The organism is Amycolatopsis camponoti, assembly GCF_902497555.1.
Taxonomy (GTDB): Bacteria; Actinomycetota; Actinomycetes; order Mycobacteriales; family Pseudonocardiaceae; genus Amycolatopsis; species Amycolatopsis camponoti.
In genome coordinates, this window is the sequence record NZ_CABVGP010000001.1 from 1496055 (window position 1) to 1509809 (window position 13755).

Consider the following 13755-nt stretch of genomic DNA (forward strand, 5'->3'; position numbering starts at 1 on the left):
TCCGGGGCGTTTCACGCTCGGCGCCGGGAAAGCGTCACAACGTCGCGAATCGCATCCCCGCTTTGGTGAGCCGGTCGATCAGCGCGTCGCCCATCGCGGTCGCCGTGGTCACCTGGCCCGCCGTTTCCGGGAGGTCGTCGGTTGCGAGGCACAACGCCGATTCCGCGAGCATCTTCGCCGTTTCGTCGTAGCCGGGATCGCCGCCGGAGACCTCCGTGACGACCCTCTCGCCGCCGCCTTCGCCGATGAACCGCACGGAAAACCACGACCGGGCCCGGCGTTCGGGGCTCGGACCGTTTCCGGGGGCCAGCAGGCGCGAGAGTCCGCGCCGCGCGGGCGGCACCTGGGCGGCGGCGAACAGTGCGCCGACCCCGAGCGCGCCGCCCGCCAGCACCGGCAGGTGCTTGACCGCGGCGAAGTGCCGGTAGGTGAAGTCCGGCCCGTAGCGCTCGGACGCGGCGGCCGACCGGCGGACGACCTCGGGATCGATCGTCGGCAGCGGCACGGCCCACCAGCCGGGATCGGCGACGCGGTGCGGCCGTCCGAGCGGCGCGTGGGTGAACCGCCCGGCCGGCCGCGGCTCGGCGGCCGCGCGTTCTTTCGCGATCCGCGCCCCGGCCGGCAGCCGGGACATGATGGTCAGCGCGCTGAGGAACGTGCCGCCCGAGGGCATCCCGCTGGCCCGGACGTAACCGTCGATCTTCAGCGGTACGCCTGCGGGCAGCTGCTTGACGGTGAAGTACGCGCCGAGGTCGTGCGGGATCGAGTCGAAGCCGCAGGCGTGCACCAGCCGCGCGCCGGTCTCGCGGGCCCGGCGGTCGTGCGCCAGGTACATCCGGTCGACGAACTCGGGCTCGCCGGTCAGGTCGACGTAGTCGGTCCCGGCCGCGGCGCACGCGGCCACCAGCGGCTCGCCCTGGGTGAGGTAGGGGCCGACGGTGGTGATGACGACCTTGGCGGCCCCGGCGACGGCCGCGAGCGACGCGGGATCGCCGGAGTCGGCGACGAGCAGGTCGAGCGAACCGAAGCGGTCGTCGATCCCGGCGAGCCGCGCCCGGACGGCTTCGAGCTTGCCGAGGTTGCGCCCGGCCAGAGCCCACCGCAGATCCGCGGGCGCGTGGCGCGCCAGGTATTCGGCGGTGAGGCCCCCGGTGAACCCGGTGGCGCCGAACAGGACCACGTCGTACGCGCGCATGTCTCCTCCAGGGGACGTCGACGGCGGACGCGCTCAGGTTACCCGCGGGTCACTTCGGGTCGCTGACCCAGCGGCCGGTCGCGCTCCCGCCCGGTTGACCGCTGCCCCCGCAGGTTGCCAACGGCCGCTGGAGTCGGCAGCCGTGACCGGGAACTCCGGGCCGCCGCGACCGCAAGACACTTCCCACCACCCCGCCGGTCACTTCCGGTCCCCGGTGTAAACCACCGCCGCCGCGACCGCGGCCACCCCGGCGACCACATCCGCGATCCGCCGTGGCAGCCCCTGATGCGTGTCCTCCATCCACCCCCGGACCTGCGCCCGCCCGAGTTCCGGCTCGCACAGGTCGTCCACCCCCGCCGTCCACGCCAGCAGCGCCAAGCACGCCGCGTGCGGGTCGGGCCGGTCGACGCCGAACACCGCCGCCCGGGCCTTGCTGCGGGCCGCCGTCGACACCAGCAAGTCCGCCGGTGGGTAGCGGTGGCGGCGGAGGAACACCCGCTCGGGCGTCCGCCGGACGAGGCCGAGCGCGACCAGGTTGTCCGCCGCGATCGACGGCAGTTCCCCGCGCAGGTGGTCCACCCACTCGCGCACGCTGTGCGTCCCCGTTTCCGAAACGATTTCGGAAAACACGTGATCGGCCGTCGGAATACCCGGCGGCCGTCCCGCGATCGCGCGGACCTTCCGGTTCTCGACCGTGATCCGGTCGGTGAAGAGCAGGTCGCACAACGCCGCGCCGGCGAGGCCGATGCCCAGCGACGTCCGGCTGAGCGTCGGGCGGCCGGTGAACTCGTCGTGTCCGAGGAAGAAGAAGGAATCGACCAAGGTGAGCCGGCGCATGACGGAAAAAGGCCCCCTGGGCGGTCGCGGTGAGGATGCCGAAGATAGCGGTCCGGCTTCGCGCGGTTTCGGCGCCATCACGGTTTACCCCGAACGGACGTACCGCCCTCCGGTGCGGACCCCCTACTCTGGGGCGCCGCGCCCAAGATCACCTACGGCGCGGGGGAAGGTTCATGCGTACCCAATCACCGGGGCCCGGCCTCGGGCGGAGGCGGCTCGGCGCCGCCCAGATCGTCTTCTTCGTCGTCGCGGCGGCCGGTCCGCTGTACGCGATCGCCGGCGGGGTCTCGGCGACCTACGCGGTGACCGGCAGCGTCGGCGTGCCGCTGTCGTTCGTCCTGCTCGCCCCGGTGCTCGCGCTGTTCGGCGTCGGGTACGCCGCGATGAGCCGGTACATCACGAACGCCGGCGCGTTCTACCCCTATGTGGCGCACGGGATCGGGCGCTCCGCGGGCACCGCCGTCGCCTACGTGACGGTGCTCGCCTACAGCTCCATCCAGACCGGCGTCTTCGGCCTGTTCGGCCTTTCCGTCTCCACCTGGCTGAACACGACGTTCGGCTGGAACCTGCCGTGGTGGCCGATCGCGCTGCTGACGGTGCTCGCCGTCGGCGCCGCCGGCGTGCTGCGGATCGACCTCAACGCGAAGGTGCTCGGCGTGGCGCTGGGCCTCGAGGTCGCGGTGCTCGTCGTGCTGAACGTCGCCATGTTCGGCCACCCGGCCGGCGGGTCCGTTTCGGTCGTCCCCCTGGAGCCGTCGAGTCTTTTCACGGCGGGCGTCGGCGCGGTTTTCGCTTTCTCCATCGCGGTTTTCGTCGGTTTCGAAGGGGCCGCCACCTACGGCGAGGAGTGCCGCGACCCGCGCCGGACGGTGGGCCGCGCGACCTTCATCGCGATCGGCCTGACCGCGGTCCTCTACATCGTCACTTCGCTCGGGATGGCGGTCGCGACCGGGCCGGACCACATCGTCGAGCGCGCCACCGCGGAGGGGCCGGGCCTGCTGTTCGGGCTCGGCGGGCAGTACGTCGGCACGGCCTTCGCCGACACCGCGTACCTGCTCTTCCTGACCAGCCAGTGCGCCGCGCTGCTGAGCCTCCACAACGCCGTGGCGCGCTACTTCTTCGCGCTGGGCCGGGAAGGGCTCCTGCCGGAGGGCTTCAGCCGCACCAGCAAGCGCACCGGCGCGCCGATCGGCGGCTCGCTGGTCCAGACCTCGATCGGGATCGTCGTCGTCTCGGTCTTCGCGCTGGCCGGGCGCGACCCGTTCACCGACCTGTTCACCTGGACCGGCGTCACCGCCTCGACGGGTGTCACGATCATCATGATCGCCGTTTCGCTGTCGGTCATCGGGTTCTTCCGCCGTCGCCCGGGCAGCGAGACGTGGTGGCGGCGCGCGGGCGCGCCCGCGATCGCGGCGGTGACGCTGACCGCGATCCTCGTGCTGATCATCGTCCACTTCGACGTCCTGCTCGGTCCGGCGGGCTCGATCCCGTCGCTGCGCTGGGGCCTGCCGGGGCTGCTGGCGCTGGCCGGCCTGGCCGGCTTCCTGCGGGCCGAGGCGCTGCGCACCCGGCGTCCGGACGTCTACGCGGGGATCGGCGGTCCGCTGCGCGAAGACGAACTCGCGGAGACGCGGTGAGCGACGTCCGCGCCGCGGATCCGTCCGAAGTGGACACCGTGGTCGAGGTCCTCGTCGAGGCGTTCCAGGACGACCCGATGAGCCGCTGGGTTTTCCCGGACGCCGGACGCCGCCGTGCCGTCTCGCACCCGGCGTTCTTCGGCGCGCTCCTCGAAGCCGGGTTCGCGGCCGGCCACGTCGACGTGACCGGCGACCACACGGCCGCGGTGATCTGGCTGCCCGCGGGCGGGGACGACGAGCCGATCGAGGGGCTCGACGCGGCCGAAGCGGATCGGCTCGGCGTCCTGCTCGGGCTGATGGCGGCCGTCGAGCCGGCCGGACCGCTCTGGCACGCGCAGTTCGTCGGCGTCCGGCCCGGACACCAGGGCCGGGGCATCGGCGGGCGGCTGCTGCGCCACGGCCTCGACCGCGCGGACGCCGAGGGCGTGCCCACCTACCTGGAGGCCAGCTCGCCGGACAGCACGCGGCTCTACCGGCGGCTCGGCTTCCGCGACCACGGGCCCGCGTTCCGGCCACCCGGCGGACCGCCGATGCAGCCGATGCGGCGTCCTCCGGCCTGAGCCGTTACCGGCGAGTACAGTGCGCGTTCGAACGCGAGGAGGAAACCGTGACCGAACGCTTCGGCAGCTACCAGAACGAGCTCTACCTGCAGGGACTCGGTGGGGTGCTGCCGCCGTGCTCGACCGACGCGACGAAGCTCGAAGCGTCGGCCCGTGAGGTCATGGCGCCCGGCCCGTTCTCCTACGTCGCCGGCTCGGCCGGCTCCGGCGCGACCGCGCGCGCCAACCGTGAGGCGTTCGACCGCTGGCGCGTCGTGCCGCGGATGCTGACCGGCGCCACCGACCGCGACCTCTCGACCACGGTGCTCGGCACCCGGCTGGCCGCGCCGGTGGCCGTCGCGCCCGTCGGCGTCCAGTCGATCGTCCACCCGGACGCCGAGTCCGCGACCGCCCGCGCCGCCGCCTCGACCGGCCTCCCGTTCATCCTGTCCACGGCGTCGTCGACCGGTATCGAGGACGTCGCCGCGGCCAACGGCGACGGCCCGCGCTGGTTCCAGCTGTACTGGCCCGGCGACCCGGACGTCTGCGCGAGCCTGCTGGCCCGGGCGAAGGCGGCCGGCTACACGGCGCTGGTCGTCACGCTCGACACGTGGACGCTGGCCTGGCGGCCGTCCGACCTGGACCAGTCCTACCTGCCGTTCCTGCAGGGTGAGGGGCTCGCGGTCCCGTTCACCGACCCCGTGTTCCTGTCCCGGCTGGAGAAGACGCCGGAGGAGGACCGCGGCACGGCCATCCTGACCTGGATCGGCATGATCACCGGCACCGACCGGACGTGGGACCAGCTGCCGTTCCTGCGCGAGCACTGGGACGGCCCGATCGTGCTGAAGGGCATCCAGCACGTCGCCGACGCGCGCCGCGCGGCCGAGGCCGGGATGGACGGCATCGTCGTCTCGAACCACGGGGGCCGCCAGGTCGACGGCGCGATCGGGGCGCTGGAAGCGCTGCCCGGGATCGTCGCGGCGGTCGGCGACCGCATGGAGGTGCTCTTCGACTCGGGCGTCCGCACCGGCGCGGACGTGCTGAAGGCGATCGCGCTGGGCGCGCGGGCGGTGCTGGTGGGCCGGCCGTGGGTGTACGGGCTGGCGCACGCGGGCGAGGACGGCGTCCGCCACGTGCTGCGGAGCCTGCTGGCCGACTTCGACCTGACCATGGGACTTTCCGGCCACCGCACCCTCGCCGACCTGGGCCCGGACTCGCTCCGGCGGACGTGAGATAACAAAACGGGAAAACCGGGGACAGCTCGGGAAGCGGCGGCTACTGTTCGAGTCCCATTGCGGGCCGTCGGGGCGGCCGGCTCAAGTTTTCCTTTCCTGTTGGGGGTTTTCCATGTCTTCGATCATGATGCGGATCGGCATCCTGTTCGCCGTCCTCGGCTTCGGCTCGCTCGTGCTGGAGCAGTTCGACTACGAGTTCCGGCTGCTGTCCTGGGCCACCGACATGCAGCCCGGCTTCGGCATCGTGCTCGGCCTGGTCGGCGTCGCGCTGATCGGCGGTTCGGTGGCGATGAACCGCGCCAAGTCCGCGCCGCAGCCGCAGCAGCAGTTCGCCCAGCAGCCGCCGGCGCCGGGCCAGTTCCCGGGTCAGCAGCAGCCGTACCAGGGTCAGCCCCAGCAGTTCCAGGGCCAGCCGCAGCCCCAGCAGCAGTACCCGCAGCAGCCCGGCCAGCAGGGCTGAGTCCGGCTCCGAAGGCCTCCGCACCTCCCGGTGCGGAGGCCTTTCGCGTGCGCCCGGTCACGCGGCGGGGATATTGGGAGGCCGGTCTCGTCACGCACGGCTATCCTCGGTCCAAGCATGTCCACGTCATCCCCCTTCGAAGCGCTGCGTGCGCGCCTGCCCGAGCTGATGCCGCGCGACGAGCAGCGGCTGCGCCGGCGGCTCGACGGTGCCCGCAAAGCCCGTGACCGCGACGCCGCCCTCGCGCAGATCTCCGCCGACATCGACCGGGCCGAGCTCCGCATCGCGTCGCGCCGCGAGAGCGTGCCCAAGATCGAGTACCCCGAAGAGCTGCCGGTCAGCAAGCTCAAGGACGAGATCGGCGCGGCGATCGCGAAGCACCAGGTCGTGATCGTCGCGGGGGAGACCGGTTCGGGCAAGACCACCCAGCTGCCGAAGATCTGCCTCGAGCTCGGCCGCGGCATCCGCGGCCAGATCGGCCACACCCAGCCGCGGCGGCTGGCCGCCCGCACGGTCGCCGACCGGATCGCCAGCGAGCTGAAGACCGAGCTGGGCGACACCGTCGGCTACAAGGTCCGGTTCACCGACCAGTCCGGGCAGGACACGCTGGTCAAGCTGATGACCGACGGCATCCTGCTCGCCGAGATCCAGACCGACCGCTCGCTGCGCCAGTACGACACGCTGATCATCGACGAGGCCCACGAGCGCAGCCTCAACATCGACTTCATCCTCGGCTACCTCAAGCAGCTGCTGCCGCGGCGTCCCGACCTCAAGGTGATCATCACCTCGGCGACGATCGACCCGGAGCGGTTCTCGAAGCACTTCGACAACGCGCCGATCGTCGAGGTCTCCGGCCGGACGTACCCGGTCGAGGTGCGCTACCGCCCGCTGGTCGACCCGGACGACCCCGAAGGCGACGACGAGCGCGACCAGACCCAGGGCATCCTCGAAGCCGTCGAGGAGCTGTGCGCCGAAGGCCCGGGCGACGTCCTGGTCTTCCTTTCCGGCGAGCGCGAGATCCGCGACACCGCGGACGTGCTCAACCGGGCGGACCTCCGCAACACCGAGGTCCTCCCGCTGTACGCGCGGCTCTCGGCGGCCGACCAGCACCGCGTGTTCCAGCAGCACACCGGACGCCGGGTGGTGCTCGCGACGAACGTCGCCGAGACGTCGCTGACCGTGCCGGGCATCAAGTACGTCGTCGACCCGGGCACCGCGCGCATCTCGCGCTACAGCCACCGCACCAAGGTGCAGCGGCTGCCGATCGAACCGGTGTCGCAGGCGTCGGCGAACCAGCGCAAGGGCCGGTGCGGCCGGACGTCGGACGGCATCTGCATCCGGCTCTACTCCGAGGACGACTTCGAGGCGCGGCCCGAGTTCACCGACCCGGAGATCCTGCGGACCAACCTCGCGTCGGTCATCCTGCAGATGACGTCGCTGGGGCTCGGCGACATCGCGGCGTTCCCGTTCGTCGAGCCGCCGGACCGCCGCCAGGTCACCGACGGTGTCGGGCTGCTGCAGGAGCTGGGCGCGTTCGACAGCGCGGCCGCCGGGAACAGCGACCGGCGGCTCACCGACATCGGCCGCAAGCTCGCGCAGCTGCCGGTCGACCCGCGGATGGGCCGGATGGTGCTGGAGGCGGCGAAGAACGGCTGCGTCCGCGAGGTCATGATCATCGCCGCGGCACTGTCCATCCAGGACCCGCGGGAGCGGCCGGCGGAGAAGCAGCAGGCGGCCGACCAGCAGCACGCGCGGTTCGCCGACCCGACGTCGGACTTCCTCGCCTACCTCAACCTGTGGGAGTACGTCGCCGAGCAGCAGAAGGCGTTGTCCGGCAACCAGTTCCGCCGCATGTGCCGCACCGAGTACCTGAACTACCTGCGCCTGCGCGAGTGGCAGGACATCTTCAGCCAGCTGCGGCAGCTGGCGAAGCCGCTCGGCATCTCGCTGAACACGAACACGACCCCGGTCGACCCGCAGCGCGTGCACACGTCGCTGATCGCCGGGCTGCTCTCGCACATCGGGCTGAAGGACCCGGCCAAGGGCGACTACCTGGGCGCGCGCGGTGCCCGCTTCGGCATCTTCCCGGGGTCGGCGCTGTTCAAGAAGCAGCCGCGGCTCGTGATGTCGGCCGAGCTGGTCGAGACGTCGCGGCTGTGGGCGCGGGTGAACGCCCGGATCGAGCCCGAGTGGGTCGAGCCGCTGGCCGGGCACGTCGTCAAGCGCACCTACTCCGAGCCGCACTGGGAACGCAAGCAGGGCGCGGTGATGGCAACGGAACGGGTGACGCTGTACGGCGTCCCGCTGGTCGCCGACCGCCGCGTCAACTACGGCCGGATCGACCCGGAGATGTCGCGGGCGCTGTTCATCCGGCACGCGCTCGTCGAGGGCGACTGGCAGACGCGCCACCACTTCTTCGCCGAGAACCGGGCGCTGCTGGACGAGGTCGAGGACCTCGAGAACCGGGCCCGCCGGCGCGACATCCTGGTCGACGACCAGACGCTCTACGAGTTCTACGACGCCCGCGTCCCGGCGGACGTCGTCTCGGTGCGCCACTTCGACACCTGGTGGAAGAAGACGCGCCACGAGCAGCCGGACCTGCTCTCGTTCGAGAAGTCCATGCTCATCAACGAAACCGCGGGTGGCGTCCGCGAGGGTGACTACCCGGACTCGTGGACGCAGGGCACGCAGGTCTTCGCGCTGACCTACCAGTTCGAGCCGGGCGCGGACGCGGACGGCGTCACCGTGCACATCCCGCTGCCGGTGCTGAACCAGGTGACGCCGGACGGGTTCGACTGGCAGGTGCCGGGCCTCCGCTCGGAGCTGGTCACCCAGCTGATCAAGTCCTTGCCGAAGGCGTTGCGGCGCAACTTCGTCCCGGCGCCGGACACGGCCCGGGACGTCCTTTCGCGAGTGTCCCCTTCGGACGGTCCGCTGCTGGAGGTGCTCGGCCGCGAGCTGCGTGCGTTGCGCGGGGTGCTGGTGCCCTACGCGGACTGGGACCTTTCGTCGGTGCCGGAGCACCTGAAGATGACGTTCCGGGTGGTCGACGAGCGCGGCAAGCGCGTCGCCGAAGGCAAGGACATCGAGGCGCTGCAACGGAAGCTGGCGCCGAAGGTCCGGGAGACGATCTCGAAGGCGGCCAACACGCTCGAAAAGGCCGGGCTGACCAAGCCGGCGTTCGGCTCGCTGCCGAAGGTGTTCGAGTCGACGCAGCGCGGCCACGACGTCAAGGCGTACCCGGCGTTGGTGGACGAGGGCGCGTCGGTGGCGGTGCGGCTGCTGGACACGCCGGCCGAGCAGCGGCACGCGATGTGGGCGGGCACGCGGCGGATGCTGCGGCTGAACCTGAACTCGCCGATGAAGTTCATCACGAGGTCGCTGTCGAACTCGTCGAAGCTGGTGCTGAACCGGAACCCGCACGGAAGCGTGGCGGCGCTGTTGGAGGACTGCGTCGACTGCGCGGTGGACGCGCTGATGACGGCGGGCGGCGGCCCGGTGTTCGACGAGACCGGCTTCAAGGTGCTGCTGGAGAAGGTCCGCGCGGGCCTGCACCCGGTGGTGCTGGACGTGCTGACGGACGTGGAGAAGATCCTCCGCGCGGCGAACGACGTCGAGGTGGCGCTGCCGTCGGCGCGAGGTCCGGCGGAGTCGCTGGCCGACATCCGGGCCCAGCTGTCGGGCCTGGTGTACCCGGGTTTCGTGACGGCGACGGGCGCTTCGCGGCTGCGCAACGTGGTCCGCTACCTGCAGGGAATCCTGCGGCGGCTGGAGAAGCTGGCTGCGGAGCCGACCCGCGACCTGCAGCGCACGGCGGACATCGCGTGGATCACCGCGGAGTACCGCGACGCGCTGGCTTCACTGCCACCGGGGACTTCGTCACCGGCGCTGGACGAGGTGCGGTGGATGATCGAGGAGCTGCGGGTTTCGTTCTTCGCGCAGACGTTGGGGACGGCTCATCCGGTGTCGCTGAAACGGATCACGAAGGCCATCGACGACGCGCTGGCCTGAGCGCCGTCACCGTCGGTGGTGTCACTGCTGGTCCGTGTGGTGCCCGGTGGGCTCCTGGGTGGAATGTCGGGCTCGCAACTTCCGTCGGTTGACCGCGCGCGGATGGGCGTCAAGCCTGGGACGGCTGAAGACCTCCTGGGAAAGGATCTTCCGATGTCCTCAGGTGTTTCGTCCGCCAAGCGCAGAATCTTCGCCACGCTCACCGCGCTCGTCCTGCCGCTCGCCGTCGTCCTCGCGCCGGCCGCGCACGCCGCCGAGGGCGGGGGTTCGCCGCTGCCGGTGGATCCGCTGCACAGCAAGCACAAGATCGCGGCGGAGGCTCGGCACGATGTGCCGAACCCGCTGCTGAAGGAGCAGTTCGCCGAGGAGGAAGAGGAAGACGGCGACGACCCGGCGCTGTCCGCGCTCTGCCAGACCTACATCGGCAAGCCGAACCCCTACCGGCCGCTCGCCCCCAACAACGACGTCATCGCGGGCGACACGATCGTGCCCACCGGCAGCCAGACCGGCTGCAGCACCGCCCAGAACGAGACGACCGTCGCCGTCAACCCCGAGAACCCGCGCAACATCGTCGCCGGTTCGAACGACTACCGGCTCTACAACACCCGCGAGGCGCGCAACGACTCCGGCGGCTTCGCCTACACGTCGTTCGACGGCGGCCGGACCTGGGCGAACGTCCAGCTGCCGCACCTGAACTTCCCGACCGGGGCGCCGGCTCCACTGTCCTACATGGACGCCGCGGGTGACCCGGCGGTCGCGTTCGGGCCGCACAACACCGTCTACTACGCCACGCTCCTGTTCAGCCGGGCGGCGGTCCCCGACGACCAGCAGCTCGCCAGCGGCATCGCCGTGTCGGTGTCCCACGACGGCGGGCGCAGCTTCGGCGACCCGGCGATCCTGCACCTCGACGGCCTCACGCCGGCCGGCACGCCGACCCCCACGAACATCTTCAACGACAAGGAGTGGATCGCCGCCGACCCCGTGTCCGGCGACGTCTACGTGACCTGGACGCAGTTCACCTACGACGCCGACGGCGGGTTCACCGAGTCGCCGATCGTGCTGTCGAAGTCGGCCGACTTCGGCCGGACGTGGTCGCCGATGCGCCGGGTTTCGCCGTCACTGTCCGGTTTCCACGGGGGGATCACGCCCTACGGCAGCGGCTCGAACCCGGTCGTCACCCGTGACAAGACGCTCCAGATCGCCTACGAGACGTCGGTGTGCGCGACCGCGGCGTGCGACCAGCCGGCCGATCACGACGCCGTCGTCGTGGCGACCTCGCGGGACGGCGGACGCACGTTCCGGAACACGGAGGTGGCGCTCGACTTCGACTTCCCGGTCGACGAAGACGTCGCCAACAACGCGCTGACCGGGGAGAACTTCCGCGTCAACAGCTTCCCGCAGCTGACCTACGACCGCGTGACCGATCACCTGTGGGTGACCTGGGCCGACGACCGCAACGGCGGCTACCGCGACGGCGAGTCGGTCAAGACGAACGGCGACGCGTTCCTGAGCGGGTCCGACGGCCGCCACGGCTGGTCGAAGCCCGTGAAGATCGGCACGGGCGCCGACGAGGTGTTCCCGGCGGTCGCGGCGCTGGCCGGACGGGTCGCGGTCACGTTCTACACCCGGGCGTACGACCCGCACGGCATCGGCCTCGACTACGCCTACGCCACCGGCTGGGGCGACCGTTCGTCCCCGATCCGCCGGATCACGACGCAGACGGCGAACCCGCAGGTCCAGTTCGTGTCGACGGGCGCGGAGACCGGCAAGGAGCTGCAGGGCGTGTTCATCGGCGACTACACCGCGGCGGCGGTCGGCACCGACTTCCGCCTGCACCCGGTCTGGACCGACTTCCGCGGCAACCCGGGCAAGACCCTGCCGAACCAGGACGTCGGCACGCAGACGCTCTCGATGTTCGGCTGACACGTACCCGGCCGGACGACACGCGTACCTGGCCGGACGACACGCGTACCTGGCCGGACGACTCGCGTACCTGGCCGGACGACACGACTGAGCGGCCGTGTCGTCCAGCTGGGTACGCGTGTCGTCCGCCTGCGTGCGCGTGTCGTCCGTCCGGGTACGGCTACTTCGCGTCGGCGTAGGTGTCGACCACCGCGACCTGCATCGGGAAACGGACCGGGCAGGCCGGGCCGAACAGCATGCGGGCCGCCTCCGCGATCGAGTCCGTGATCGCGGAAGACACCTCCTCCGCCAGCTCGGCCGGGGTGTGGACGATGACTTCGTCGTGCTGGAAGAACACCAGGTGGGCCGGGGCCGGGAGGCGTTGGCGGAGCGTTGCCAGCATCACCGCCGTCATGTCGGCCGCGCTGGCCTGGACGACGAAGTTGCGCGTGAACCGGCCCCAGCCGCGTGAAGCCCGGCGGGCCTTCAGCTCCCCGGCCTCGTCCGAAGCCAGACCGCCGGTCAGCGCCCGCCAAGCCGCCGACGGCGCGGGAGACGTCCGGCCCAGCCGGGAGCGGACGCGCTCGCCGCGCTCGCCCGCCTGCGCGGCGTGCTCCACATAGGACACCGCGTCCGGGAAACGCTGGCGCAGCAAGGCCAGCAGCGGTCCCGCTTCGCCGGACGTGCCGCCGTACATCGCCGAGAGCATCGCGATCTTCGCGCGCGCCCGGTCGTCGCGGTCGTCGCCCGCGGCCGGGACCCAGCGGGCGCCCGAAAACAGCGCCTCGCCCAGCCGCGCGTACAGGTCCGTCGCCGCCGCGACGTCGGCCAGCCGGCGGTCGCCCGACAACGCCGTCAGCACCCGTGGTTCGAGCTGGGCCGCGTCGGCCACCACCAGCTTCCAGCCCGGGTCCGCGCGCACGCACGTGCGCAGCACCTTCGGGATCTGCAGCGCCCCGCCGCCGCGGCTGGCCCAGCGCCCGGACACCACCCCGCCGACGACGTAGTGCGGCCGGAACCGGCCGTCGGCGACCCACTCCTCGAGCCACGCCCAGCCGTTCGCCGCGTAGAGCCGGGACAGCTCCTTGTACTCCAGCAACGGCCCGACGGCGGGATGGTCGATCCCCTTCAGCAGGTACTTCCGCGCGGCCGGCACCTCGATCCCGGCCCAGGCCAGCGCCTTGACCACACTCGGCGGCGAGTCCGGGTTGACCGGCCGCCCGCCGAACGCCTCGCTGATCTTCGCCGCCAGCTCCACCAGCACCTTCGGCCGCTCCCCGGCGCGCACCCGCGGGCCGAGCCGGGACACCAGCAGCTCCTCGTGCAGGTCGGCGCGCCACGGCAGGCCGTCGGCCGACATCTCCGCGGCGGCCAGCGCGCTCGCCGACTCCGCCGCGAGCAGCAGCCGCATCCGGTCCGGGTGCTCAGCCGCGGCGACCCGCCGCTCCTGCTCCGCGAGCACGCGCCGGACCGCCGTGACGACCGTCACGCCCTCGGGCAGCGTCGGCACCCTGGTCTCGAACAGCGTCGGCTGCGCCAGCTCGACGTCCGCGGAGTCGGGTGGCGCTTCCTCGCCGTTCGCCCTGGCCCAGGCCGCGCGCAGGCTCCGCGACTGCCCCTCCTGACCCTCGTGCGCCAGCAGCAGCCCCTCGGCCAGCGCGAGGTCGTAGCAGCGTTCGACCCGCACCCCGGCCGCGACGAGCACCGGGTACAGCAGCTCCACCGACGGGAACACCCAGCGCGGCCGCAGCGACGCCTCCAGCTCCCGGGCCAGCGCCGCGAAACCCGCGTCGTCCAGGCCGTTCGCCGTCGACGACGGTGACTGCACGGTGAAGCTCCCGTCCTCCTCCCGCCCGGCGATCACCTGCACGAAGACATCATGACGCCCACCACCGACAGTTTTCGCGCGGTCGCGGGCTGGTGCGCTCGGCGTACGGTT

9 protein-coding genes are annotated in these 13755 nt (G+C 71.9%); 6 read left to right on the forward strand and 3 right to left on the reverse strand.

Annotated elements, in window-relative coordinates; genetic code table 11:
* Positions 1–34 precede the first annotated feature (34 nt).
* Entirely contained in the window at positions 35–1195 is a 1161-nt protein-coding gene (locus AA23TX_RS07285; protein WP_155541799.1) for a saccharopine dehydrogenase family protein, read from the reverse strand.
* Positions 1196–1393: 198 nt separating this feature from the next.
* A complete protein-coding gene (locus tag AA23TX_RS07290) occupies positions 1394–2032 on the reverse strand; it encodes a GOLPH3/VPS74 family protein (protein ID WP_155541800.1) in 639 nt (212 codons plus the stop codon).
* A gap of 173 nt (positions 2033–2205) precedes the next feature.
* Here AA23TX_RS07290 and AA23TX_RS07295 point away from each other — a divergent pair, with 173 nt between their 5' ends.
* From AA23TX_RS07295 to AA23TX_RS07325, 6 genes are all read left to right on the forward strand, one after another.
* Positions 2206–3669 (forward strand): APC family permease, encoded by a 1464-nt coding sequence (locus tag AA23TX_RS07295; RefSeq protein ID WP_155541801.1) that lies wholly within the window; start codon positions 2206–2208, stop codon positions 3667–3669.
* Positions 3666–4229, forward strand: a complete 564-nt coding sequence (locus AA23TX_RS07300) for a GNAT family N-acetyltransferase (RefSeq protein WP_230862388.1) — start codon at positions 3666–3668, stop codon at positions 4227–4229. Before AA23TX_RS07295 ends, AA23TX_RS07300 begins: the two co-directional genes overlap by 4 nt.
* A 47-nt stretch (positions 4230–4276) precedes the next feature.
* The gene (locus AA23TX_RS07305; protein WP_155541802.1) at positions 4277–5440 is read left to right on the forward strand and encodes a lactate 2-monooxygenase; all 1164 of its coding nucleotides are present in this window, start codon (positions 4277–4279) and stop codon (positions 5438–5440) included.
* Between the two features lie 115 nt (positions 5441–5555).
* Entirely contained in the window at positions 5556–5903 is a 348-nt protein-coding gene (locus tag AA23TX_RS49995) for a hypothetical protein (RefSeq protein WP_230862389.1), read from the forward strand.
* A 117-nt stretch (positions 5904–6020) separates the two neighbouring features.
* Positions 6021–9914 carry an ATP-dependent RNA helicase HrpA gene (gene hrpA / locus AA23TX_RS07320; protein ID WP_155541803.1) on the forward strand — a complete coding sequence of 1298 codons (3894 nt, stop codon included), beginning with the start codon at positions 6021–6023 and terminating at the stop codon, positions 9912–9914.
* Between the two features lie 153 nt (positions 9915–10067).
* Positions 10068–11837 carry a sialidase family protein gene (locus AA23TX_RS07325; RefSeq protein ID WP_155541804.1) on the forward strand — a complete coding sequence of 590 codons (1770 nt, stop codon included), beginning with the start codon at positions 10068–10070 and terminating at the stop codon, positions 11835–11837.
* 160 nt (positions 11838–11997) lie between these two features.
* Here AA23TX_RS07325 and AA23TX_RS07330 read toward each other — a convergent pair whose 3' ends face one another.
* The gene (locus AA23TX_RS07330) at positions 11998–13686 is read right to left on the reverse strand and encodes a bifunctional 3'-5' exonuclease/DNA polymerase (protein WP_155541805.1); all 1689 of its coding nucleotides are present in this window, start codon (positions 13684–13686) and stop codon (positions 11998–12000) included.
* Positions 13687–13755: the final 69 nt, after the last annotated feature.

Coding starts and splice junctions, on each gene's coding strand:
- AA23TX_RS07295 (WP_155541801.1), top strand. CDS start 2,206: ATGCGTACCCAATCACCGGGGCCCGGCCTCGGGCGGAGGCGGCTCGGC.
- AA23TX_RS49995 (WP_230862389.1), top strand. CDS start 5,556: ATGTCTTCGATCATGATGCGGATCGGCATCCTGTTCGCCGTCCTCGGC.
- AA23TX_RS07285 (WP_155541799.1), bottom strand. CDS start 1,195: ATGCGCGCGTACGACGTGGTCCTGTTCGGCGCCACCGGGTTCACCGGG.
- hrpA (WP_155541803.1), top strand. CDS start 6,021: ATGTCCACGTCATCCCCCTTCGAAGCGCTGCGTGCGCGCCTGCCCGAG.
- AA23TX_RS07290 (WP_155541800.1), bottom strand. CDS start 2,032: ATGCGCCGGCTCACCTTGGTCGATTCCTTCTTCTTCCTCGGACACGAC.
- AA23TX_RS07325 (WP_155541804.1), top strand. CDS start 10,068: ATGTCCTCAGGTGTTTCGTCCGCCAAGCGCAGAATCTTCGCCACGCTC.